The sequence below is a fragment of the Burkholderia sp. WSM2230 genome (assembly GCF_000472445.1).
GTDB lineage: Bacteria > Pseudomonadota > Gammaproteobacteria > Burkholderiales > Burkholderiaceae > Paraburkholderia.
In genome coordinates, this window is the sequence record NZ_AXAJ01000011.1 from 123,829 (window position 1) to 147,298 (window position 23,470).

Sequence of the window (23,470 nt, forward strand, 5' to 3'; positions counted from 1 at the left end):
TGCCGGCTCAATACGACGACGAGGCCTCTCCGAAATTGCTAAGCGATCAAAGAATAGCTTAGTTGCGGGCGATAAAGAAAACGTCCTGGTGATTGTCCCATCCACCACGACGATACTCGAGTATCTCGACGCCGTTTTCGCGGCAGACGTCGGTCATCCATTGATGTGGGATCAGCGCGATGCCATAGCTGTCTCCAATGTAATCGACAGTCTTGGCCTCGAGAGAGTGGTCGGGCATGTAGTTGACGAAGCCGTACTGACCGGCGTCGTAGCTTGCGAGCAAATGCGCGCGCGCGGCGTCGCCGACCTGGTAGCAGTCCACGCTTGCGAGGATTTCACGTGAACGCTCGCCATGCGTGGTGACGACCGCAACGCCGCCACGCGCGAGCTTCTGCAAGAAGTGTTTCATCACCGTGCGAGCATTGCGGCCGGACAGGTGCGTGATCAACGAGCCGAGTGCGGCGACGTCGAAGAACTCGTCCGGCACGTTTTTGAACTCGTACACAGGGTCCGTAATGGAATAGGCATTGACGCCGAACTGCTCGGCGCAGAATTCAACGGCCGGGACCATGATGTCGGCCGCATGTATCTGCTGCGGATCGAAGCGGGATGCCAGGTGGCGAGTCGCGCGGCCATAACCGCAGGGCAATTCAAGGCAGGTCGGCGACTGCGCGCCGGCCAGACCGGCCGCATGGGAGACAAAGTCGGCCATCTGCGTGCCGACCGATTCGTAATGCTCGGTCGAGCCATGAAACATGTCGTCGTTCGGGTGAATTCGTGCTGAATGCATAAGTTTCTTTCTTGAGCAAAGTCACTGACCGCTTGAGGCGGGTCCTGGTGCTGCAATGAAAACTTGTTGCACTACAACTGAGCGGGCGTTCACTAACCGATCCTGACTGGCTGCCCCGTATGTGGATGTGGCCGTGTCGCGTAGAAATCGAAGAAATGTTTTTGCCACAACGCGCAGACAGTGTCCATCTGCTCGATCAGCGCCGCTTCGAATGTGCCGGACGCATCGGCTTGGTCGATCTTCGTCCGCATGCGATCGAACAGCAATTTTTCGAAGTCGTTGATGCAGTACTCGCGCACGGCGTTAGCATCGAACGTATAAGCCGCGCGCGGCAACTCGGGATGCAATGAAATGTAGGTGCTGAAGAGGCGCTCGACAATGAACGGCAAGAACGGCGCCGGGTCGGTGTGCATGGTGTCCGTCATCACACCTACGGCCGCTTCGTGCGACGGATTGGCTTCGAGAAAATCGGCAATCGGCAACAGCGTCTTGCCGATGTACTCGTCCCAGAAGCGGCGCGAGCCGACCCAGAAGTTGCAGTAAGCGAGCGTTGCCGGCCCATGCCGCGGCGTGTCGGCAATCGATATGTCGACACCGCTCGCATCCAGAAGCGCCTGAGCCGCGCGGGCGAGGCCGGGATGCGCGTGCTCTCCTTGCATCCACACATTGAAGGACCAATAGGCGAGTTGCGGAAACGGATTGATGAAAGAGACATCCGCGCCGTCATGTCGCTGGACGAAATCGAGAAACGCGCGGCCTGCGATCTTCGACTTCAGCGAGAACTTGGGCGAAAAAAGGCCCGTATGGTCGTGCTGCAGATGCTCGCCGTTGCGATACATGTCGGTCAGGATCTTGAACTCGCGCCACTCAGGACGCGCATTGTCGGCGCGCACCAACGGCAGGAAGTCCGCGCAGGTCAGCGTTTGATCCTGCGAGTAGATCGGCTCGAATATCGCAACGGTCTTGCTCATATGTGACCCGCGCGTTCCAGGCAGTAGCGGTTCAGATCCGCGCGCCATTTCAGATATGTGAAGGAGGCGTTCGGCACCGTGAAGCTCGGATAGTGCGTCTCGATAGGCACGCCGAGCAGATGCTGCAATACGACGCTGATCGGCCCGCCGTGCGCGACCGCCGCCGTCAAACCGCTTTCGTTCACGTGCGGGCGCACTTCCGATTCGACCCACGCTTGCACGCGTTCGGCCATCTCGAGATGCGATTCGCCGTCTTCGTAGCGGTTCCTGATATTTCCGTTGAAGTCGGGAAAGGCGCGATTGAACTCAAGTTCGAGCCAGGACGCATATTTGCCCGGATGAGTCTCCGCCAGCCGTGCGTCGTAGATGATCGGCGTGGCCGCGTCGAACAGCAATTCCGCGGTCTGCCGGGCACGCGCCCACGGACTGCAATAAAAGCGCGACGGCTTGAAGCCAAAGCGATCGAGTGTCGCCGCGAGGTTGATCGACTGGGTTTTGCCGAGCTCGGTGAGCCCGTCCTTGTCGGTCGAGATCAGCAGTCCCTTTTCATTCGCGACCGACTGGCCGTGTCTGATCAATAGAAGGTCCATAGTGTCGTGTCCGTTCAGACCGGGTTTTCGCCGGTAACGAGTTCAAGAAAAGTCTTCGCCGGACCGGCGAGGCCGAATCGCTCGTGAGTGTCGGTGTGCGCGTTGACTCGCAAGAAGTCGCGCAATGTCTTGTCCTGGTAGAGCTTTTCCATCGCCGCCGCCCACTCGTCGGGGGTATTGTTCACGAGCAGTCCGGTTTTTCCGTCCGACACGGCTTCCTCATACACTGGCGAACGCGAGTAGATGCCCGGAATGCCGAGACTGCCGTAGTCGATGTACTTGATGCACGACTTGCAACTGTTGAAGAAGAGAGCGTCCGGATCTTCGCGGCCGCCGAGCGGCACGATCGAGAATATATAGCCCGCGTCGCGAATCGCTGCCTTATAGGCGTGATTCTCGAGAAACCCTTTCGAAACGAGCCGCGGAATGCGCGACATTTCAGGAAAGCCGTCGCCCCAGAATTCGAGCACGACCTCGGGGTGCCGTTGCAGAAAGTCGACGACGACCCTGAAGAACTCCTTCCTGAACTGAACGAGCTTGATGCCGTCCGTATTCGAGAACAGGATTTTGGGCGGCGTGGATTCCTGCCAGTTCGACGGACCTGAAGGCAGCGAGTCATGATCGAAGCCATTCGGAATCACCACGACCGAAGGCCGCAGGCGGCGCAGCTTGTTGCGCAGTGTTTCGTTCGAGACCGTCGCAATGGATGCCTGACGGATCAGCCAGGTGATGTTCGCGAGCAGGTCGTCGTTCAGGTCGGTGACGCTGTACATCGGCAAGTCGATGATCCAGTCGTCCATGTCGTAGATCGTGCGAAGGCCCAGGTCGTTGGCCATGCGCATCACGTCCGTCGCGCGGTTGGAGCTGTGCTTGTTGAACAGCACCGCATCGAAACGCCGCAATTGCCCGACGGTCACGTCGCTTTCTACTATCTCTTCCCATTCGAGCATCCGGTTGTTCGCCATGTAGCCGAGCAAAGGGCCGAACCGGGCCGCAATCGAGCGCGACATCAGCCTGTCGTGCGACAGCGAGATTCGCTGAACAACCAGTAGGCGAGGAATCTTCGGCATGTCAGATACTTTCCCGTGCGAGCAGCGCCGCGATTTGCGGACCGATGGTCGACGCCGAATGACGCGCCATGACGCGCTCATAGGTGGCTGCGATCCGGGCCTCACGGTCGGCGTCGTTGATCGCACCGGCGATCGCGGAGGCAATCGCGCTCACCGAATCGGTGGCGGTGTACCAGACGCCGTCTTCGAAATGCTCACGCTGCCATGGCCCGTCGGACATGACCAGCGGCTTTTGCATGATCGCGCCTTCGAGGCTTGAGCGGCCAGGCGGATCGATGCTTGGTTCCACCATCACACTGCAGTTCGCGATGATCGAACGAAGCATCGCGCTGCAAGGCTGGATGAACGGCAGGAAAGTGATACCCGGGTGCGCCTCGGCAACGCACTGGCGGTAGTACTCGTCATCGCGCGCACCGCCGACGAACAGGCCGTCGAGCTTCAGTTCGTTCAGCGCGCGGATGGTCTGCAACTGGTTCTTGATCGGCTCGATGAGGCCAAGGCACAGTGCGAAGTCCGTGCTGTTCGACACCGTGGACATCAGATCCTTGTCGGGCGGCGCGAGAAAGCGGTTGGACACGCAAGTGGGCAGCACTTCGATCTTCTCGGCCGGCACCTGAATGTACTGCGTGAAATTGTCGAGTTCCGCCCGCGACTTGAACAGAAGCTTGTGCGCGAGTCCGATGATCTGTTCGATGCGCTGCACTTCGCCTGGCGCAACAGGGCCTAGCCACCAGACGTTCGGCCACAGGAAGATGCGCTTGTTGCGGCTCGCGGCCTCGCGCAGGATTGCGTGGCCGTCCGCATGCACGGAGAAGTGGATCACGCCGTCGTAGAAGCTGAGCGGACGGCTGCCGATACCGTAGATGTCCGTATGCACGCCCGATCCCTTCAGGATCTCCGCGACCTGCACGAGCTCGGATTCCCCACCGCCGCTAACCGTGAACGCGGTGCTATACGTGGTCAGAATGAATTTAAGCCCCGTCATACGCCTTTCCCCTGAACGCTCCGCCCAATCAGTACATCGCGCCATACCGTATCGCTCGCGCGCTCGAGCACACTGTCCGCATGGGCGACATATGCGTCGTCAATCGGCTTGGCGCCGGCCGATGTGCCGAGACGCTCCGCGATAGCAGCCGCCCACGCGGACAAGCCGGCGTTCGCGTCAAATACGCAGTCCGCCGGGCAGATCTCCTGCGCGGCCGTGCCGCCGCGCACGAATACCGGCTTGCCGACATGCATCGCCTCGAGGACCGGCACGCAAAACCCTTCGTGCCGGCTCATCGCCAGCAACGCGCTGGCGATGTCGTAGCACTCGAAGAGGTCGGCGTCGTCGAGCATGCCTTTGAAATCGACGCGCTCCAGAACGCCGAGCTGGCGCGCGCGGTTGATCAGCAGCTTCAGATAATCGTAGTTCGGCGCATTGCCGACAATAGTCAAACTCGCCTCAAATTCACGCTGTTGCAGGAGCGCGAGTATCTCGACGGCGTCCTCGACACGCTTATGCGGTACCACCCGACCCACCATCAGCAGATTCGGTTCGCGCAACGTGCGCGTGGACGACGCGGGCTCGCGCCGGAATGCGGGCATATCGGCGAACACGGGCGGAATGACTCTGACTGCCGTCGCTTCGAGCACACCAGCAAGGCTTTGCGCCGTATTTTGCGAGTTTGCGATCACAAGTTCGAACCCGCTCAGCAGCGGTAGTTGCGAGAGTGCGTTCTCACACAACTGCGCGGTGCGTGGTTCGAGTTCGCGCAGCAGTTGCGGATCGGTCACGCCGTGGAAATAGCACAGCTTGCGGCACGGCAACGCGAGCAGTTGCTCCAGATATGGATCGAAGATCGAATAGCTGAGCAGGACGATGTCGTCGGTTGCCACGCTCGCGAACAGTTCTTCGAACGGACGCACTTGCATCGTGCCGACGTCGTAGCGCTGCGCGTACAGAGCGGCGTGGAGGCCGAGCCGCCGCGCTGCGCGGGCGAGGCCGAGGCAGTGGTTGCCGACTGCATCGCCGGCAAAAATGTCAGGGGCGCACACGTGCAGCTTCATTTGGCCTGTGCTCCCGCAATGTCGGCAAGACGCCGCGCGTAAGCGCGCGCGACCGCTTCAACCGAGTAGTCGCGCTCGATGCGCGCCTTGCCGGCTCGCGCGATGCGCTCGCGCAACGGCACGTCTTCGATCATGCGCTTCAATTGTTCAGCGGCGACGGACACGTCCGGATCGCACCAGTACTGGCCTTCGGAGAAAAGATAGTCGCCCGGGCGCAGCGGCACCAGTTCGCCGTCGACAAGAAATGCCGTATCCGGCTCACAGAAATCGACGTTGCCGGAGAAGTTGGTTGCCACGACAGGTTGGCCCAACGCCATTGCTTCTGCGATCACGCGGCCGAAACCCTCGCTACGGTGCAGCGAAATATATGCGTCGCAGCACGCCATGAAATCGGTCGAATCCTGGCGGCTCAAACGTTCCGAGACAATGTGAATGCGGCTGTCGCCGGCCGTGAGTTCGCGCACCGCGCGCCACACCGGATCGTCGTCGCGCACGTTCATTGCCTTGATGACGAGTCCGACGCCGCGAGAGCTTTCGCCGAAAGCCTGGCGGAACGCTTGTACACCCGCAAGCGGATTCTTGCGGCTCAGCCACGAATTGCCGTCGAACATCAGGTAGAACAAAAATTCGTTCGACGGCAGGCCGAAGCGTTCGCGGCGCGCATCGACGGGCAGCGGCACTTCGACCGCCATCGGCATGTGATACACCGGCGTGTCGCCGAGCCTGCTGTACACGCTTTGAACGAACCTGCTCTGCGCCCAGATTTCATCCACCATCTGATGCACCTTGCCGAACGCGCTCGGCCAGTGAGGCAACTCCCAGGGCCACGCGCCAATCTTGTGGGTGCGCGCCTCGATCAGCTTGCGGCCGCCTTCCAGCGCGAGGCGCACCATTTCCGGCGCAGGCAGGCAAATGAGGCTGATGCCGTACTTCAGCTCGTCGCTCAGCAGGTGATCTACCGAGTGGTCGAGTTTCGCCGGGCCGGACATTGGCGCATTGACGAGCGCGACCGGCGTGTCGTTCATCTGGAACACGCGCGCGGCCATGCGCGCGTCTTCACCGAGACCGAGCACGCCTTGCGGAAAACCGATCACGTTCACGCCGAAGCCGTATTTGCTTTCGACGTGTGCATGGTAGCGCGGCGGCTCTTGTGAATCATGCGCGGCACTGCCTTGCGTCCACTGCACCTTGAGACAGTCCAGCAGCGGGTATTCCCGGCCGCCGAACGTGTTCCACCACTGCACGAGCTGAGCGCGGCCGGCTTCTGTCGTGACGTCGAACGAGGCCTGCAGATCGGGGCGCTCGTTTGCGATCAGTTCGAGAAAGCGCGGCAGTTTCGACGTGCCGGGCGCGTCTTCGTCGTCCATGCGGGCGAGCGCCTGCGCGAGCCCGGTTGCCGACCATTTGATCGCCGGGTATTCGTTCTGGCCGTGCTCGTTCCACCACGACTCATAGCTCAGACGCGCGCCGAAGTTGTCGAGATTGAATGCCGTTTGCAGGTCCGCGCGCTCTTTCCAGATGAGATTCAAAAAGCGCGGCAGGAACGGCAGCGTGCAACGCTCGCCGGCTTGCATCTCGAAGAGTTCGGCGGGCACCGGCGGCGCGACCCAGCGAATCGCCGGATACTCGAATTGCCCGTGTTCGAGCCACCACGAACGCGCCTTGAGACGGCCGATGAACGTGTCTTGCGGGCACTGAGCCTGAAGGTCCGGCCGCTCGCTGAGAATCAGCCGCAAAAAGAGCGGCAAGGGCAAGCCATGCCGGACTTCGCCCGCTTCCATCTCGGTCAGCGTGCGGGGAGCCGTAGGCGGCACCCACTTGATCGCACGGTATTGAAGCTGCCCGTGTTCGAGCCACCATGACAGGCAACTGAGCCGGCCGGTAAAGCTGCGCAGATTAAACGAGCTTTGCAGGTCGGGCCGTTCATTGATGATGAGCGAAATGAAGCGCGGCACGTGCAACCCGTCTTCGCTCACTGGTTCCGCAGGCTCGAGCATGGCCCCGCCGACCGGCGCGGGCGACCACTTGATGCGCGCATATTCGCGATGGCCGTGCTCTTCCCACCAACTGAGGCAAGCCAGTTGACCGATGAAGGTAGTCAGGTCGAATGCGCTCTTCAGATCGGGCCGCTCCGCGGCGATGAGCGCGAGAAAACGCGGGAAGGGCAGCGCGCCGGCCTGGGTGTCGCCGGTCGGCTCCGTGAGCTTCGGCCACGCGACGGGCGCTCTCCACGTGACGCGCGGACACGCGTCCTGCCCATGTGCTTCCCACCAGTTCAGGCAGTTCAGATAGCCGCTCAACGTGCCGAGATCGAAAGCCTGCGAAAGGTCGCCGCGGCTCCCAACTATCATCGTGATGAGCCTCGGCAATTGCAGTCCCGCCTGCTCGAGGACGGTTTGCGGCTCCAGCAGCGTTTCAGACAGATGCTTGGTGTCGAGCACGCTCGGCGCGACCGATCCGAGCCAGTACGTCACGGCCTCGGGATGCCGAGCGATCAGTGTTTCGTTGTCGAGTTGCCGCAGATATTCAATGTCTTCGCGACGCAGCACCCATTCGAAGTCCGGATAGGTGTCGCGCGCCGTCATTTCCCACCAGAAGTACAACGTCACGCGGTCGTTCAGCGACTTCGAGTTGTAGCGCGCAAGGTCGGCCCTGAACTTCATCAGGAAGTAGATCGCGCTTGGCAGGCAAAATAACTCGCCTGGCGACGGATGGCGATACTCGGCCAGCCAGGCGGTGTTGTTCTTCTTTCCCAGATTAGACAAGGTCAGCAATCCTCGAAGGCCAGGCGAACGAAAAGTCGTCGGCCGTCAGCGTCAGGTTCGGCGAATAGTACGGGTCGTTCATCAGCAGATCGCCCCAGCGTTGCCGGACCAGTTCCGACTCCTGATTGAAGCGACTGATCTTTTCGGGCGTGTCTTCAGCCCCGCGCGTGGCCGACTCGTGGTGATAGAGCTCCGCGTAGGGCGTCCAGACGTTGCGATAACCCGCTTTACGCACGCGCAGGCAGAAGTCGATGTCGTTGTACGCGACGTGCAAGTCTTCATCGAGCCCGCCGACTTCCTTGTAGATCGACTGGCGGATCAACAGGCATGCCGCGGTGACGGCACTCATCGCATTGCGCAGCCGCGCGCGTGCGAAGTAGCCAGCCATCGTGTTCGGGAAATGCTTGTGCGCGTGGCTCGCGATGCCGCCAACACCCAACACGACGCCGCCGTGCTGAATGGTGTCGTCCGGGTACAGCAGCTTGGCGCCTACCGCGCCCACGTTCTTCTGAATGGCGACCGAAACCATTTCCTCGAGCCAGTCCGCATTGATGACTTCTATGTCGTTGTTCATCAGACACACGAAGTCGGCGGTGCTTGCAAGCGCGACGCGGTTGTTCAGCGCGGAGTAGTTGAACGGCGAGTCGTCGCGCACCACCTTGACGCGCTCGTCCGTTTGCAGGCGTGCGAACAGGTCGTGCGTTTCCTGCTTGACCGAGCCGTTGTCGATGATCGTGATGCGGTAATTCGGATACGTCGACTTCTGACGCACCGACTCCACGCATTGCTCGACGAGATCCGCGGAATCGCGCGTCGGAATGATGATTTCGACGGAAGGCAGCACGTCCGGCAATTCGTAGACGACCTTGTTGAACGCATGCGTGCCCGGCGCGTGAATGGTGTGCGCCTTAATGTTGTTGCGCTTGAGATGGTCGTCGATTGCGCGCATTGCGGCGATATGCGCGTAGGGCTTCGCTTCATGGCCGCTTGCGGTGCTCTCGGGAATGATGCGCCAGTGATAGAGCGCGCGCGGCACGTGATACACCACGTCGTGTCCGACCCGATCGATCACGCGCAGCGCCAGGTCGTAATCCTGCGAGCCTTCCAGGCCGGTACGGAAGCCGCCGATGTCGCGCAGCACCGACGTCTTGTACACGCCGAAGTGCGAAATCATGTTCTGGCTAAGGAACAGATCGTAGTTGAAGTCGCACTTGAAGTACGGGTCCGAGCGCTCGCCTTCTTCGGAGATCTTGTCTTCGTCGCTATAGATGAGCGCCGCGTCCGGATGCGCGTTCAGCATCTCGACCACGCAATAGAGCGCGAGCGGATGCAGTTCGTCGTCGTGGTCGAGCAGACCGACGAATTCGCCCGTCGCAAGTTCGAGCGCCGTGTTGCTCGACGCGCTGATATGACCATTTGTCGTGCGATATGCGACCTTCACCTGGTCCGGGTACTTTTCGACGTAGCTGTCGAGCACCGCCTTGACTTCGGGCTTGGTCGAGCAGTCGTCGGCCACGCAGATTTCCCAGTTCCCGTACACCTGGTCGATCACCGAATCCAGCGCTTTGCGCAGCCACTTTTCCGGCGTGTTGTAGGTCGGCATGACGATGCTGACCTTCGGCTGCAAGGCGAACGTTTTCGAACGTTCGCGCAGTTGCGGATAAATGGACCTGGGCGGTTCGTTGGCATCGAGCCATTCCTGATACGACTCGCCGACGATAGGCGCGGTGGCCGGCAACGGTCCGCCGCGCCATGCGGCCATGCGGCGTGCGCGCGCGAGCAGCTCGGGCGAGCATTCGGTTTCGTCGAGCACGGTGATGGTCAGGCCCGTCACCGAAAAGAGCGCCGGCAGCGCGATCGGATCGAAGCGGATCGGGCCGGCCAGCTTTGGGAACGCAACGTCCTGCTGCACCTTGCCGTTGCCGTCGACGTGCAGACCGATCGCGGTATGTTCCGACATGCCCGAGCCCGCGTCGATATACAGCATGCAGGGCGAAGCCGCCGTCGCGCTAGTCTTGAGCTCGAACGAAATGCGCGCGGCTCGCTGTGACAGAGCCTCCCAGCCCACCAGTTCGAACTGCGGGTCGTTGTTGGTCGCCTGCCAGGAAAAGTCAGGATTCGAGGATTTCTCGACGTTGTTCAGAGGACGGAGATCGAAGTTCATTTTCTTAGCAGGGAATCGTAAAGGTCTTTCAGAGGTGACAGGACGGCTTGCCAGGTCAGGTCGCGCGCCGTGCCCAACGCATTCGAGCTGCGGGTGCGCTCATGGGCGAGGGCGTCGCGAATGGACTGCGCAATGCTGTCGACGTCCGCTGGATCAAGGTAGGCGACATGCTCCGCGAAGTATTCTTCGGTAGAGCCAACCTTCGTAACCGCGATGCGCGCGCCGGCTGCGTGCGCTTCGAGCGCGGCGAGCCCCGGCGTTTCGAGCGTGCTCGGCAGCACGAACGCTTCGCATGCCGCGTACGCCGAGCGCAACACTGGGGAATCGTGCGCGAGCGTGCCCGCATAGACGACCTGGTCGCCGCCTTCCGCGAAGCAGCTTTTCGCATACTCCGGATCGCGTTGATGGCCGATCAGCACCAGTTTCAGTTCGGGGAACGACTTCATCGCCCGGATCAGCGCCAACTGGTTCTTGCGTGGTTCGATGTTGCCGACGTTCAGAATGAAGCGGCCATGAATTGCGAATTCGCCGCGAAAGAGTTCGGGGGCAACCGGCTCATAAAAAGTTTGCTCAACGCCGTTGAGCACGCTCGCAAATTTTTCGCGCGGCAGATTGAAGATGCGCGCGAGCGTGTCGCATTCGATCTCCGAATTGGCCACCACCCGGTCCGCGAGCGAAAACTGATGATGAATCTCGCCGATAGGATAGAGATGCTTTGTCTCCTCGGTCACCCAAAGACTGGAGGAAACCACGAGCGGCAAGCCCAACTGTTTAACAAAGTTACAGAAGTGGACCGAGCCGCCGACACACGAGAAGAAATGAACCACGTCGTGTTCGAGAAACCGGGGGTTCCACGGATCGAACAGCGTGACGTCCACGCCATGCGCGGGCAGGTGCTTGCGATACGCAAGCAACTGGATTTCTCCGCCTCCGGGGGTGTGGAATGCCATCGGGTAGGTGGCGAACAGCACTTTCATAGATGGGCTCTTTTAGCTCAAACGTTTTCTTCAGACCGGCTCGTGCGTGGCGCGACCCTCGCCCGAGGCGCCCGTCGGCTCGCCGGCGCCCGGGGGAGGGGGCCGCTGCATGGCCGCGCCCTGAACGGGGCGGTCCTGGAGGTGCTGTTGTCGAGCACGTCGGATCGAAACCACGAATTCCACATGCGCGAATAGGTTTGAGATGTTACTAAGTGTTCCGACGGCTCTTGCTGCGCGGCCGCCCGTTTATTATCCCGGCCCGGGGCCGCCGCACTGCTGACGGCTCCGGCCAGCCGCATTCGGCCTTGTTGAGCCTCGTTCAATCTTGTGCGGCCTCGCTCCAGCCAGTGCGATGCGGGCACATTTTAGCGCCTGAGGAACCGCGCGAGAGGGCCGAAGTAGAAGCTGCCCGCATACAATACGTTCCCAGTCAGACTCCCTCACCACCGCCGCCGATGCCAGATTGTATCGTGTCTCATCCCCCTTTCCCGACGTGTCGGGGTGGGGCGGGCCTCGCCCGAACGCGCTTGCGAATGCGGCCGCTGCCGCCCGCACCGGAGGCGCGCCCATGACCCAGCGAGTGCTTGTGACGGGCGCGAATGGCTTCGTCGGTAAAGCGGTTTCGCGAGCCCTGCTGCAGCGCGGCGATACGGTGGCGGCTCTGGTGCGCCGCCCGCAGACCGCGGAGCAAGGCGTGCGCGAATGGCTTTTCGACGCGGCGGACTTTCAGGGCATCGAAGAACATTGGCCCGCGGATATGCAATGCGATGCGGTTATCCATCTCGCGGCGCGCGTGCACATGATGCACGACGTCACGGCCGATCCGCTCGCGGCCTATCGCGCCACCAATGTCACGGGCGCAGTGCGGGTCGCGCAGGCGGCGCGGCATGCCGGCGCGCGGCGTTTCGTGTTCGTGAGCAGCATCAAGGCGGTGGCCGAAAGCAGTGCCGGCCGGCCCATCGCGGAGACCGACGAACCGGCTCCCACAGACCCCTACGGCATCTCCAAGCTCGAGGCCGAGCGGGCGCTTCGCGAGTACGGCCGCGAGTCGGGCATGGAAATCGTGATCACGCGGCCGCCGCTGGTGTACGGCCCAGGCGTGCGCGCGAATTTTCTGCAACTGATGAGTGCGATTGCCCGAGGCATTCCGTTGCCGCTCGGCGCGATAGATGCGCGCCGCAGCCTGGTATTCGTCGACAACCTCGCGGACGCGCTGGTCCACTGCGCCACCGATCCGCGCGCTGCCGGCCAGACTTTCAACGTGACAGACTGCCGCGACCTGAGTGTCTCCGAGCTCGCGCATGCGCTCGCCACGCAACTGCATGCGCCCGCGCGCCTCGTGCCGGTGCCCGTCGCGCTGTTGCGCCTCGCCGGCCGGCTGACTGGGCGCTCCGCGCGCGTCGACCGTCTGATCGGCGAGTTGCGCCTCGACAGTTCGCATATTTGCGAATGCCTCGGCTGGTACCCGCCGCACACAGTCGAACATGGCCTGCTCGAAACCGCGGCCTGGTATCGCGCCACGCACTGAACGTATTTTCGATGCCATTTGCTTCGCTTTCCGCTCATCCCGTGCTCCTGCTGCTCTTTTGGGGCGCCCTCGCGTTCTGCGCCTGCGCGGCGATCCTGTGGGCGCTGCTCAGAACCGGCCTCGCGTGGCGTCTTGCCACCGACATCCCCAACGACCGTTCACTGCACACGCGCCCCACGCCGCGCGTCGGCGGCTGGGGCATCGTGCCGGTCGCCGTCGTGCTGATCTCGCTTGCCTCGCCGGCTCTCTGGCTGCCCGCTCTGGCGGCGGCGCTCCTCGCCGCGCTGTCGCAGATCGACGACCGCCGCGGCCTGCCGGCGCGTGTGCGCTTCGGCGGACACGCGGCGGCGGTCGCGGCGCTCGTCGCCGTCTATCCCGCCGATGTGCCGTGGTGGGCGCTCGCCGCCATGGCGGTCCTACTTGTGTGGCTGGTCAATTTGTACAATTTCATGGACGGCTCGGACGGCCTTGCGGGCGGAATGGCGGTATTCGGCTTCGGCGGCTACGCCATCGCTGCGTCGATTTCAGGCCATCCGGACGCGACGCTCGCGGTCGCATCCATGGTCGTCGCGGGCGCGGCTGGCGGCTTTCTGCTTTTCAACTTCCACCCGGCGCGCATCTTTCTCGGCGACGCCGGCTCGATTCCGCTCGGCTTTCTTGCGGGCGCGCTCGGTTACTGGGGCTGGCGCGAGGGCGTCTGGCCGGTGTGGTTCCCGGCGGTGAGCTTTGCGCCGTTCATCGGCGATGCGTCGGTCACGCTCGCGAAACGCCTGCTGCGCGGCGAAAAATTTTGGCAAGCGCACCGCGAACACTACTATCAGAGACTGGTGCAGTCGGGCTTCGGGCATGCATCGACCGCGCGCATTTGGTATTTGTTCATGGGCACAGGCATAATGCTTGCTTTACGGGCACTGGATCTTCCCGTGCCATATCAGTGGCTGGTGGTGGTCGCATGGGCCGTCGTGCTGGTGGTCGCCGGGCTTTTTATTGATCGGCGCTGGCGACGCCATCTATCCCGCTCCGGGCAATCCTGAGGTTCTGCGCAATGAAGAGATTCAAAGCCCGATGGCTTTCGTTCAGTGCATTTGCGTTCGACCTGTGCGCGGTGGCTCTCGCCTGGATGCTGGCCTACGTGATCCGCTTCAACGGCCCGGTGCCGGGCCCGTTCTGGTCGAGCGGCCTGCATGCCCTGATCTGGGTGCTGCTCATCTACGCCGTCATGTTCCGCAGCTACGGGCTGTATCGGGGCATGTGGGTTTTCGCGAGCTTGCCCGACCTCGTGCGAATTGCAAAAGCAATTGGCGTGGGCGCGCTCGTCGTCATGATCGCTTCAGCGCTCCTGCAGCCGGCGCCCATCGTGCCGCGCTCCGTGCTGATCGTTTCGCCGATGCTGCTGTTTCTCGCTATGGGCGGTTCGCGCGCCCTCTATCGGGCGGCCAAGGAGTTCTATCGCTACGGCGGGCTCGTCGGGCAAGGTAAGCCCGTGCTCGTGCTGGGCGCGGGCAATGCGGGCGCGAATCTCGTGCGCGAACTGAAGCGCTCCGGCGAATGGCGTCTGGCGGGCCTGCTGGACGACGATCCGGTCAAACAGGGCCGCGAAATCTACGGCTACCGGGTGCTCGGCGCGATCAGCGATCTGCAGAAAATCAGCGCCGACCTGAAAGTGGAGCACGTGATCATCGCCGTGCCGTCGGCTTCCGTCGAGGCGCACCGGCGCATCGCCACGCTGTGCGTGCGCGCGGGAGTTCGCGCGATGACACTGCCGGCGCTTACACCGCTCACCCAGGGCCAGGCCTTCCTCTCCCGCGTCCGCCAGATCGATCTCGAAGACCTGTTGGGCCGCGATCCGGTCATGATCGACACCGACCACGTCGAAGCGCTGCTCAAGAACCGCGTCGTCATGGTCACAGGTGCGGGCGGTTCGATCGGCTCCGAATTGTGCCGGCAGATCCTGCGCTTCGGCCCGGTTCAACTGGTGGCGTTCGACATCTCCGAGTTTTCCATCTACCGGCTCAACGAAGAACTCTGCGACAGATATCCGGAAGTGTCGGTGGTGCCGATCATCGGCGACGTGAAGGACTCGCTGCTGCTCGACCAGGTGATGGCGCGCTACAGCCCGCATATCGTCTTCCACGCCGCGGCCTACAAGCACGTGCCGCTCATGGAAGAGGTGAACGCCTGGCAGGCCGTGCGCAACAACGTGCTCGGCACCTATCGCATGGCGCGCGCGGCGATCCGTCACGACGTCGCCCACTTCGTGCTGATTTCCACCGACAAGGCCGTCAACCCGACCAACGTGATGGGCGCGAGCAAGCGTCTCGCGGAAATGGTGTGCTCGTCGCTGCAACAGCAGGGCCCGCGGCGCACGCAGTTCGAGACGGTGCGCTTTGGCAACGTGCTCGGCAGCGCGGGCAGCGTGATCCCGAAGTTCCAGGAGCAGATCGCGCGCGGCGGTCCGGTCACGGTCACGCATCCGGAAATCACGCGTTTCTTCATGACGATTCCCGAAGCGTCGCAACTCGTGCTGCAAGCGTCGAGCATGGGGCGCGGCGGCGAGATTTTCATCCTCGACATGGGCAAGCCGGTGCGCATCGCCGATCTTGCGCACGATCTGATCCGCCTGTACGGCTTCACCGAAGAGCAGATTCGCGTCGTGTTCACGGGCCTGCGCCCGGGCGAAAAGCTCTACGAAGAACTGCTCGCCGACGACGAAACCACCACGCGCACGCCGCACCCGAAGCTGCGTATCGCGAAAGCGCGCGAAGTGCCGGATAGCCTGATCGACAACCTGCTGCCGTGGCTGATGCAACACCGCATCCCCACAGACGACGAAGTGCGCCGCGATCTGCGCCGCTGGGTCTCGGAATATCAGCCGGCCACGTCGACGGCTTTGCGCAGCGTGCCGCCGCCCGTTACGCGGGTTTCATGAGCGCGGGCTTCGCGCCGCGCGTGATAAGACTGGCTTAACGAGCGTTCCTCGCCGCAATCCCGGCGAGCTCCGGCGAAGCAGCGAACAAAAAACAAAAGGCGCCTCGGCGCCTTTTGTTTTTACCGCTTCGCCTTCCTCACCACCATCCACCGCGGCGACTTGAATCGCACAATGCTCACATAGAGCCACACATAAGTCGCCGCGAACACCACGACAAAGCAGAACAGATGCAGCGTATGCCGCCAGAACAACGTAGCCGGCACGACTGCGATCAGGCACAGCAGCCACAGATAAGGCGACGTCAGCGAATTGCGCCGCGTGAGCTCGCGCGCGGTGCGTGTGCCCACCGCCCAGCGCATCAGCCGCTTATAGACCAGCATGTGCAGATGCACGCCATCCGGAATGCCAGGCGACATGCCGCGAATGAACTTCTTCCGGTAAATCGAAAAGCATGTCTCGAAGATCGGGTACATGAAGAGCAGAACCGGATACCACGCGGACACGTCGCGATTGCGCATGACCAGCATGATCGACAGTTCCGCGAGCATGAAGCCGATGAAATAGGCGCCGCCGTCGCCGAGAAAAATCAGCCCCGCCGGAAAGTTCCAGATGAAGAAGCCGAGCACCGCGCCCATCATCATGAACGACGCGGACAGCACCACCGGGTCGTGCACCTGGAAGGCCACGTAAGCGAGCGACGCGAACATCATGAACGCGACCATCGACGCGAGGCCGTTGAAGCCGTCGATGATGTTGATCGCGTTCGCGAGCGCCGCCACCGCGAGCACCGTGACCGCGCACGAGATCACCGCATAAGAGAGCAGGAAGTCGAGCGGCGGCACGCTGATGCGCGTGACCGCGATATGCAGCAGGAAGTAGGCGAGCGCCGCCGCCGCCATCGTGCAGACGAGGCGCGCGAGCGGCGACACGCGCTTCGTCAGGTCTTCGACGAGACCGGAGCCGAAGGCCGGCATGCCGCACGCAATCAGCGCGAGAATGCCGCCTGAGACGGCAGGATACGAGTGATGCAACTGCGCGGCGGAGGCGACCAGCCCGAGCAGAATGCCGGTGCCGCCGATGCGCGGCACCGGACGCACGTGGAATTTCTGCACGCCGGCAAGATCGGTGTCGGTCGAAAACCTTTCATGCAGATGCGCATAGCGCACGATCAACAGCGTGATCAGCAGTGAAACCAGAAAGCCGAGCGCAAAACTAAGCATGAAAGTGGGCCTGAGCAAAGACGCCGAATTATACAAACGAAACGTGGCGCGCCCGGAAAAGCGCCGGGCTCGAACATGCCGCCAGATATCCCAGATAGTGAGGTGAAAATTGCCCGCAAAGCCGCGCCGGTCATGGATTTCACCTATTTAGCGAGACGTGCCGAAAGCCGTTAAAGCTGGATGCGGCGAAGTGAGACAACGCGGGTGAATCGACACTCGCCGCGGATCGACAAGACCGTTCCGGAGACTCAATGCTAAACAACATCACAATTCGTGGCGGCCTGACGCTCGTGATCAGCGTATTCGTTGCCTTTCTGCTGACCGTGATCGGTGTCGGCTACGGGGCGCTCAAGCTGGCCAACAGCAGCCTGGACGACACGCAGCGCAGCGCGGCGGCGCTCTCGCATCTGAAGGCGAGCTCGGAGAAGCTGCTGCAGGTGCAACTGGCGCTGGGTTCGTATCAAACGCTTTTCAGCGTCGGCAAGCAGACCGACGACCTGCTGCCGGCTGCGCACAAGGTGCTGGTCGAGTCGAACAAGGACTTCCGCAATTACATGGCAGGCCCGTTTTCGAGCGATGCCGAGCAGAAGCTCGCGCAAAACGTCGAGCAGGCGCGCAGCGCGCTCGTCGATAAGGCCATCGAGCCGGAGTTCAAGGCGCTCATCGACTTCGACTTCAACACGTTCCGCAATATTCAGGGGGAGACGGCGAACGCGTTTTACACCACGTATTCGAAGGCCATCGACGCGCTCGAACGCGCGCAGACCGAAAACCAGCACCACCAGGCCGAGACTGCCGCGCAGCGCTTCCAGATTGCGACGCTGCTGTTCGCCGCGATCGGCGCTCTCGCCATCGCGATTGGCGTCGGGGCGCGGATGGCGCTGTCGGCGGCACTGATCAAGCCGGTCAACGCGACCGTCAAGCATTTCGAGCGCATGGCCGCGGGCGACTTGACGGTGGCGATCAAGAGCCAGTCGCGCAATGAAATGGGCCAGTTGCTGAGCGCGTTGACGAAGATGCGCGACGGGCTCGTCGAAACTGTGTCCCAAGTACGCGGCAGCACTACCGCCATCACTCAGGGCGCGAACGAAATTGCCTCGGGCAATGCAGATCTGTCGGCGCGCACGGAACAGCAGGCCGCGGCGCTTCAACAGACGGCGGCAAGCATGGAGCAGCTCTCGGCGACCGTGAAGCAGAACGCGGACAACGCGAAGCAGGCCAACCGGCTTGCGCAAGGCGCGCTCGATACGGTCACGCGCGGCGGCAACGTGGTTTCGCGCGTCACGGAGACGATGGACGGCATCACGGAATCCTCGCGCAAGGTGACGGAGATCATCGGCATGATCGAGGGCATTGCGTTTCAGACCAACATTCTCGCGCTGAACGCAGCCGTGGAAGCGGCGCGTGCCGGCGAGCAGGGGCGCGGCTTCGCGGTGGTGGCCTCGGAAGTGCGCAGCCTCGCGCAGCGCTCGGGCGCGGCGGCCAAGGAGATCAAGGAGCTGATCGGCGATTCGGCGGCTCAGGTCGAGCAGGGCGCCTCGCTCGTGGCCGAGGCGAGCCGCACGATGCATGAGGCGATGCAGTCGGTCGAGCGCGTGACCGGCATCATGGGGGAGATCGAGGCTGCGGCACTCGAGCAGAGCGACGGCATAGAGCAGGTCAACAAGGCGGTCGCGCAGATCGACGAGGTCACGCAGCACAACGCGGCGCTCGTCGAGGAAGCGGCCGCGGCGGCGAAGTCGCTGGAAGAACAGGCGGCGGTGTTGCGTGAAGCGGTGGCGGTGTTTCGCGTGAGCGAAGGCACGACGAGACACGCGAGCTATGTGGCGACGCCCGCCGGCGGTATCGCCAGTGGGCATGCGGCGCTTGCCGTGTCCTGATGCAGCGCGGTGATGTAGTGCGGTGACAGCGGGCGCTGACGGGCTCTGCTAACCCGTAAGCGCCTCGCTTTGCCGCACGACCTTTGTTTGCGCGTCAGCCTGCGAATCCGCGCGGATTCGCCGACTGCCACCGCCAATGATCCGCACACATTCTTTCTATGCCGAACTCCGCGCGCCAGCCGAGCACTTCGCGCGCCGCGCTGGGATCGGCAAAGCACGACGCGACATCGCCCGGACGGCGCGCCACGATTTCATACGGCACTGGGCGTCCCGAGGCCTTCTCGAACGCCTTCACCACGTCGATCACGCTATAACCCTGGCCGGTCCCGAGATTGACGACGAAGCTCGCGTCGCGCTTGACGAGCGCATCGAGCGCGGCCAGATGCCCGCGCGCCAGATCGACCACGTGGATGTAATCCCGCACGCCGGTGCCGTCCGGCGTTTCATAATCGCCGCCGAACACGCGCAGCTTTTCCAGCTTGCCGACCGCGACCTGCGCGACGTACGGCATCAGGTTATTCGGAATGCCCGCCGGATCTTCGCCGATCAGACCGCTCTCGTGCGCGCCGACCGGATTGAAATAGCGCAGCGTGGCGATGCGCCATGACGGATCGGCCACTTCCAGATCGCGCAGCACCTGCTCTGCGATCAGCTTCGACTGGCCATACGGGTTGGTTGCCGACAGCGGAAACGATTCGTCGATGGGCGAGCTTTTCGGCACGCCATACACCGTGGCCGACGAACTGAACACGAACTGCTTCACGTTGCGATCGCGCATCACGCCGAGCAGCGCGAGCAGGCTGCCCACGTTGTTGCTGTAGTACTCAATGGGTTTCGCGACCGATTCGCCCACCGCCTTCAACGCGGCAAAGTGGATCGCGCCGGTGATCGGGTGCGCGTCGAAAATACGGTTGAGCGCCGCTTCGTCGCGCGCGTCGGCTTCATAAAATGCGACCGCGCGGCCGGTGATCTGCTCGACGCGCCGCAGCGATTCGCGGTTGCTGTTCACCAGATTGTCGATTACCACGACGTCGTAGCCACCGTTCAGCAGTTCGACGCAGGTATGCGAGCCGATAAAGCCCGCGCCGCCCGTTACCAGAATCGTGCCCTTCGTGGTCATGCTGTTGCTCCGTTAAAGTAAAACGCCCGTCATTTTTTGCACCAGGTCTTTATACGTTTCGACGACGACGCGTTCGTCGAACTCCTGCGCGACTTTCTGCCGGCCGCGTTCTGCCATCGCGCGGCGCTCGGCGCCGCTCATGTCGAGCATGTGCGCGAGCGCGTTCGCAAGGCTTTCCGCGTTGCGCGCTTCGCAAAGCAATCCATTGACGCCGTGTGCCACCACTTCGCGGCAGCCCGGCACGTCGGTCGCCACGATCGGCCGGCCCATTGCCGACGCTTCCATCAGCGTGCGCGGCACGCCTTCGCGATACGACGGCAAGACGACGCAATCCGCATCGGCGATAAAGGGCCGCACGTCATGGGCTTCGCCGGGATAGTCGATGATGCCTTCCCGTTCCCACGCCGCCACTTCGTCGCGCGTGATCGCACTCGGGTTGTCCACGCCGACCGGGCCTAACAACTGAAAGCGCGCATGCGGATAACGCTCACGCAAACGCCGCGCCGCTTCGACATATTCGCCGACGCCTTTGTCCCACAGCAAACGGCCGATCAGCACGAACCGGAATTCCGCGCGCTCGGGCAAGGCCGTGAACGCAAACTGTTCGAGGTCGACTCCCTCGCCGTGCAGGAGCCGCGCCCGCTCAGGATGCACCAACAAATTCTGTTCGACAAACGCTGCCTGGTCGTCGCGATTCAGAAACCACACTTCGCGCGGGAAACGGAACGCAAAACGATACAGTTTTTTCGCGACCTGCGCGGCGCGGCTCTGCTGGATGAACACATAGCCGAGCCCCGTGGTCACCGCGACCGATTGCACGCCGGCCAGCTTCGCGGCGATCGAGCCGTAGATGTTCGGCTTGATCGTGTAATGAAACACGACATGCGGGCGGATCGCGCGGTAATGACGATACAGCGAATACAGCGTGCGCAGATCGTCGCGCGGATTGGTGCCTTTCGATGCGACGGGTAACTCGATGCAGCGGCAGCCCATCGCGCGCAGCAGCTCGAACGTGCGATCGTGCGGCGCGAGCACCGTCACGTCGACGCCGCGCGCGACCAGCATGCGGATCAGCCCTTGCCGATACGTATAGATTGCCCAGGCGGTGTTACACACGAGTGTAATGCGCAACGCGGGCGTCGACTTGAAAGCTGGCTTCATGCGGTAACGAACTCGGCGGTGAGTGAAAGGGCGTGCGGACGGCGGCGTTGCGGATCAATGACTCGCACGCGGCGCGAGCAGGCTGCGTTTGACCCGCTGCAGCGCGCGGTAAGGCGTGACGAGGTGCAGCAGATTTTTCGCGAGGCCGAACCAGTCGTACGGATTCGCGACGTTGAAGTAGCGCAGCTGCAGCCTCAGCGTCGAGAGCACCTGGCGGCGCCGCTTGGTCGCGCTGATGCCGCCTTCGTTCAGCTCGTAATAGAGGCCCAGCTCGGGCAGATTTGCGCATTCGTAGCGCTCCATCAGGCGTACGAACAGATCGAGGTCTTCGGCCGAGCGATATTTCGCGCGATAGTTGCCGACGGCGCGCACCGCGTCGATACGGAGCATCATCGAAGGATGCGCAAGGCATGAGCGGAAGAAGCGCAGGCGGCGGATCTGCGCCGGTTCGGCGGGCGGCGTCAGCATGAAAAGCGGCTCGCCCGCGCGCGTGACGACTTGCGTCCACATACCGAGCCCGGCCACTTGCGGATGCGCCTCCATATACGCGCGCTGCTTCGCGAGCCGTTGCGGCACGCTGCGATCGCCCGCGTCGATGCGCGCCGCGTAGCGAAAGCCGCGCTGCGCGAGCGCCTCGATGCCTGCTTCGAGCGCGCGCTCGATGCCGCCGTTCACCGGCATGCGCAACACTTCGATCTGCATGTTGGCCAACGCCGGCGCGACGATGGGCGGCGTGCTGCCGTCATCGACGATCAGAACGTGCACCAGCGCACGTTCATTGAAAGACGCGAGTGTGAGATCGACCTCGGCCTGGCCGTTGTAAGCGGGCATGAGCACCGCCACGTCGTCGAGGCAGTGCGGCGGCGCGTCGGCGAAAGGAAGCGTCATGGGCGCAATTTGAAACGAATGTAATAAAGATTAACTGCCGCTGCCGCCAGATACCCGCCCGCGAGTCCGACCAGCGCGCCATAAGCGCCGAGCCGCGGAATCGCCAGCAGATTGACGACGAACGCAACGGCGAGCGCCAGCAGCCATTTAAACAGCAACACGAACTTCGCCTGATATTTCAGTACGACGAGATTGCCGATGGCCTCGACGCCTGCAGGCACGGAAAGCCAGACGGCCCAGCGGAAAATCTCGATTGCGCCTTCAAAGCCCGGCCCGAACACGCGGCGGATGATGAACCCCGCGAGCAGGTCGAGCACCAGCGCGCCGGAGATCATCAAGGCGGCGGTCATCGCCGTGAGGCGCCACACGTTGCGGCGCAACTGCGCCGACTGCTGCACGCGGTAGACAAACGCGGGCGCGATGGTTTGCGCGAGCATCAGCGCGAGCGTGATCCAGTTTTCGTTCAGCTGTTGCGCAGCGGAATAGCGCCCGAGATCGGCGAATGAAATGGCGCGCTCCAGCATGAGCCGGTCGAGTTTCAGGAAGAGGTACATACAGATCAGGCCGAGCCAGAACACCGTGCCCGCACTCGCGAAGTGCGTGAAGAGCGAGCGGTCAAAATGCCAGCCGAGTTTGCCGCCATGCCGACGAATGTAATAGACGAGCAATACACTGCCGATAGCCGCCGACTCCAGCGCCCACAGCCAGCCAAAGCGCGAGGGTTCGGCGGCCGCGCGCACGAGCAGATAGACGAGGCCGGCCTTGAGCACCGCGGTGCTCATGCTCGTGAGCAACTGCGGCTTGCTGTAGGTCATGCTTTGCAGCCATGCATTGATCACGCCGACGAACGGCTCGCGAAACAGCATGGTGACCGCGAGCCCCGCGAGCATCGCGCCCACGAGTGGATCGAGGAAATGCAGCGCAATGCCGAGCCACGTGAGCAGCAAGGCCGCGACCGACACGGAAAAGCGCAGCGCAAATGCGCTGCCGAGCACCGTGCCGAGTTGCGCGGGCGGCCTGGCAACGATGGTAGGCACGAGAATCTCCGCGCCGCATACCCAGGTAATGGGTGAGAGCACGAGCAGCAGCGTATTGGCGTATTGCCATTTGCCGAACGTGTCGGGTCCGAAGTAACGCGCGAGCACGCCGCTGATCACAATGGCCACGCCGATTTGCGTGAGCCGTTCGAGGCCGAGCCAGACAATATTGGTGAACGCGCGCGTGACGTCCGGATTGGCAAAGCGTTTGAGCGTCAGCATCCGGCAAGCGCTCGCCAATGCACATTGCGCGAGTGCTTACGCCTGGTTGCCCTTGGCGGCATGGGCCGCCCCGGCAACTTTACAAATGGAGGGCGTCTAAGCATTAGAA

General features: G+C 62.6%; 18 protein-coding genes. 4 read left to right on the plus strand and 14 right to left on the minus strand.

Annotated features, from left to right (window positions below; translation table 11 throughout):
• Nucleotides 1-58 precede the first annotated feature (58 nt).
• The 9 genes from A3AC_RS0120890 to A3AC_RS0120930 all read right to left on the minus strand — a co-directional run bounded on the left by A3AC_RS0120890 (nucleotide 59) and on the right by A3AC_RS0120930 (nucleotide 11,376).
• Nucleotides 59-790 carry a class I SAM-dependent methyltransferase gene (locus A3AC_RS0120890; protein ID WP_025601170.1) on the minus strand — a complete coding sequence of 244 codons (732 nt, stop codon included), beginning with the start codon at nucleotides 788-790 and terminating at the stop codon, nucleotides 59-61.
• 92 nt (nucleotides 791-882) lie between these two features.
• Nucleotides 883-1,761 (minus strand): hypothetical protein, encoded by an 879-nt coding sequence (locus tag A3AC_RS0120895; RefSeq protein ID WP_025601171.1) that lies wholly within the window; start codon nucleotides 1,759-1,761, stop codon nucleotides 883-885.
• Complete coding sequence (locus A3AC_RS0120900) at nucleotides 1,758-2,351, minus strand: histidine phosphatase family protein (RefSeq protein WP_025601172.1); 594 nt, start codon at nucleotides 2,349-2,351, stop codon at nucleotides 1,758-1,760. The genes A3AC_RS0120895 and A3AC_RS0120900 overlap by 4 nt, the downstream gene beginning before the upstream one ends.
• A gap of 14 nt (nucleotides 2,352-2,365) precedes the next feature.
• Nucleotides 2,366-3,421, minus strand: a complete 1,056-nt coding sequence (locus A3AC_RS0120905) for a glycosyltransferase family 1 protein (protein ID WP_025601173.1) — start codon at nucleotides 3,419-3,421, stop codon at nucleotides 2,366-2,368.
• Nucleotide 3,422: 1 nt separating this feature from the next.
• Nucleotides 3,423-4,406, minus strand: a complete 984-nt coding sequence (locus A3AC_RS0120910) for a glycosyltransferase (protein WP_025601174.1) — start codon at nucleotides 4,404-4,406, stop codon at nucleotides 3,423-3,425.
• Complete coding sequence (locus A3AC_RS0120915; RefSeq protein ID WP_025601175.1) at nucleotides 4,403-5,470, minus strand: glycosyltransferase; 1,068 nt, start codon at nucleotides 5,468-5,470, stop codon at nucleotides 4,403-4,405. The genes A3AC_RS0120910 and A3AC_RS0120915 overlap by 4 nt, the downstream gene beginning before the upstream one ends.
• Nucleotides 5,467-8,235, minus strand: coding sequence for a glycosyltransferase family 4 protein (locus A3AC_RS0120920; RefSeq protein WP_025601176.1), 2,769 nt, complete (start codon nucleotides 8,233-8,235; stop codon nucleotides 5,467-5,469). Before A3AC_RS0120920 ends, A3AC_RS0120915 begins: the two co-directional genes overlap by 4 nt.
• Nucleotides 8,228-10,399 (minus strand): glycosyltransferase family 2 protein, encoded by a 2,172-nt coding sequence (locus A3AC_RS0120925; RefSeq protein ID WP_025601177.1) that lies wholly within the window; start codon nucleotides 10,397-10,399, stop codon nucleotides 8,228-8,230. Before A3AC_RS0120925 ends, A3AC_RS0120920 begins: the two co-directional genes overlap by 8 nt.
• Nucleotides 10,396-11,376 carry a glycosyltransferase gene (locus tag A3AC_RS0120930; protein ID WP_025601178.1) on the minus strand — a complete coding sequence of 327 codons (981 nt, stop codon included), beginning with the start codon at nucleotides 11,374-11,376 and terminating at the stop codon, nucleotides 10,396-10,398. Before A3AC_RS0120930 ends, A3AC_RS0120925 begins: the two co-directional genes overlap by 4 nt.
• Nucleotides 11,377-11,944: 568 nt before the next feature.
• Here A3AC_RS0120930 and A3AC_RS0120935 point away from each other — a divergent pair.
• The 3 genes from A3AC_RS0120935 to A3AC_RS0120945 are packed head-to-tail and all read left to right on the plus strand — an operon-like array spanning nucleotide 11,945 to nucleotide 15,833.
• Nucleotides 11,945-12,904, plus strand: a complete 960-nt coding sequence (locus A3AC_RS0120935; protein ID WP_025601179.1) for a UDP-glucose 4-epimerase family protein — start codon at nucleotides 11,945-11,947, stop codon at nucleotides 12,902-12,904.
• An 11-nt stretch (nucleotides 12,905-12,915) separates the two neighbouring features.
• Nucleotides 12,916-13,938 (plus strand): MraY family glycosyltransferase, encoded by a 1,023-nt coding sequence (locus A3AC_RS0120940; RefSeq protein ID WP_025601180.1) that lies wholly within the window; start codon nucleotides 12,916-12,918, stop codon nucleotides 13,936-13,938.
• An 11-nt stretch (nucleotides 13,939-13,949) separates the two neighbouring features.
• Nucleotides 13,950-15,833: a polysaccharide biosynthesis protein gene (locus tag A3AC_RS0120945; protein ID WP_025601181.1), complete on the plus strand. Its 1,884-nt coding sequence runs from the start codon at nucleotides 13,950-13,952 to the stop codon at nucleotides 15,831-15,833.
• A gap of 119 nt (nucleotides 15,834-15,952) precedes the next feature.
• On the opposite strand, the gene A3AC_RS0120950 is transcribed toward A3AC_RS0120945, so the two are convergent.
• Entirely contained in the window at nucleotides 15,953-17,053 is a 1,101-nt protein-coding gene (locus A3AC_RS0120950; RefSeq protein WP_025601182.1) for an MraY family glycosyltransferase, read from the minus strand.
• Between the two features lie 251 nt (nucleotides 17,054-17,304).
• Here A3AC_RS0120950 and A3AC_RS0120955 point away from each other — a divergent pair, with 251 nt between their 5' ends.
• Entirely contained in the window at nucleotides 17,305-18,933 is a 1,629-nt protein-coding gene (locus A3AC_RS0120955) for a methyl-accepting chemotaxis protein (protein WP_025601183.1), read from the plus strand.
• Between the two features lie 94 nt (nucleotides 18,934-19,027).
• Here the strand turns inward: A3AC_RS0120955 and galE are convergent, their stop codons facing one another.
• Genes galE through A3AC_RS0120975 form a run of 4 tightly spaced genes read right to left on the minus strand, consistent with a single transcriptional unit; the run spans nucleotide 19,028 to nucleotide 23,361 of the window.
• Nucleotides 19,028-20,053, minus strand: a complete 1,026-nt coding sequence (gene galE / locus A3AC_RS0120960; protein ID WP_025601184.1) for a UDP-glucose 4-epimerase GalE — start codon at nucleotides 20,051-20,053, stop codon at nucleotides 19,028-19,030.
• Nucleotides 20,054-20,065: 12 nt separating this feature from the next.
• Nucleotides 20,066-21,214 carry a glycosyltransferase family 4 protein gene (locus A3AC_RS0120965; protein ID WP_025601185.1) on the minus strand — a complete coding sequence of 383 codons (1,149 nt, stop codon included), beginning with the start codon at nucleotides 21,212-21,214 and terminating at the stop codon, nucleotides 20,066-20,068.
• Between the two features lie 54 nt (nucleotides 21,215-21,268).
• Entirely contained in the window at nucleotides 21,269-22,102 is an 834-nt protein-coding gene (locus tag A3AC_RS0120970; RefSeq protein WP_025601186.1) for a glycosyltransferase, read from the minus strand.
• On the minus strand, nucleotides 22,099-23,361 hold the full coding sequence (locus tag A3AC_RS0120975; protein ID WP_025601187.1) for an oligosaccharide flippase family protein: 1,263 nt from the start codon (nucleotides 23,359-23,361) through the stop codon (nucleotides 22,099-22,101). Before A3AC_RS0120975 ends, A3AC_RS0120970 begins: the two co-directional genes overlap by 4 nt.
• Nucleotides 23,362-23,470: the final 109 nt, after the last annotated feature.

Excerpts from the sequence above, each read along its gene's own strand:
- A3AC_RS0120935 (WP_025601179.1), top strand. The coding sequence starts at position 11,945 with ATGACCCAGCGAGTGCTTGTGACGGGCGCGAATGGCTTCGTCGGTAAA.
- A3AC_RS0120925 (WP_025601177.1), bottom strand. The coding sequence starts at position 10,399 with ATGAACTTCGATCTCCGTCCTCTGAACAACGTCGAGAAATCCTCGAAT.
- galE (WP_025601184.1), bottom strand. The coding sequence starts at position 20,053 with ATGACCACGAAGGGCACGATTCTGGTAACGGGCGGCGCGGGCTTTATC.
- A3AC_RS0120905 (WP_025601173.1), bottom strand. The coding sequence starts at position 3,421 with ATGCCGAAGATTCCTCGCCTACTGGTTGTTCAGCGAATCTCGCTGTCG.
- A3AC_RS0120940 (WP_025601180.1), top strand. The coding sequence starts at position 12,916 with ATGCCATTTGCTTCGCTTTCCGCTCATCCCGTGCTCCTGCTGCTCTTT.
- A3AC_RS0120955 (WP_025601183.1), top strand. The coding sequence starts at position 17,305 with ATGCTAAACAACATCACAATTCGTGGCGGCCTGACGCTCGTGATCAGC.
- A3AC_RS0120965 (WP_025601185.1), bottom strand. The coding sequence starts at position 21,214 with ATGAAGCCAGCTTTCAAGTCGACGCCCGCGTTGCGCATTACACTCGTG.
- A3AC_RS0120950 (WP_025601182.1), bottom strand. The coding sequence starts at position 17,053 with ATGCTTAGTTTTGCGCTCGGCTTTCTGGTTTCACTGCTGATCACGCTG.
- A3AC_RS0120895 (WP_025601171.1), bottom strand. The coding sequence starts at position 1,761 with ATGAGCAAGACCGTTGCGATATTCGAGCCGATCTACTCGCAGGATCAA.
- A3AC_RS0120910 (WP_025601174.1), bottom strand. The coding sequence starts at position 4,406 with ATGACGGGGCTTAAATTCATTCTGACCACGTATAGCACCGCGTTCACG.
- A3AC_RS0120900 (WP_025601172.1), bottom strand. The coding sequence starts at position 2,351 with ATGGACCTTCTATTGATCAGACACGGCCAGTCGGTCGCGAATGAAAAG.
- A3AC_RS0120890 (WP_025601170.1), bottom strand. The coding sequence starts at position 790 with ATGCATTCAGCACGAATTCACCCGAACGACGACATGTTTCATGGCTCG.
- A3AC_RS0120945 (WP_025601181.1), top strand. The coding sequence starts at position 13,950 with ATGAAGAGATTCAAAGCCCGATGGCTTTCGTTCAGTGCATTTGCGTTC.
- A3AC_RS0120930 (WP_025601178.1), bottom strand. The coding sequence starts at position 11,376 with ATGAAAGTGCTGTTCGCCACCTACCCGATGGCATTCCACACCCCCGGA.
- A3AC_RS0120915 (WP_025601175.1), bottom strand. The coding sequence starts at position 5,470 with ATGAAGCTGCACGTGTGCGCCCCTGACATTTTTGCCGGCGATGCAGTC.
- A3AC_RS0120970 (WP_025601186.1), bottom strand. The coding sequence starts at position 22,102 with ATGACGCTTCCTTTCGCCGACGCGCCGCCGCACTGCCTCGACGACGTG.
- A3AC_RS0120975 (WP_025601187.1), bottom strand. The coding sequence starts at position 23,361 with ATGCTGACGCTCAAACGCTTTGCCAATCCGGACGTCACGCGCGCGTTC.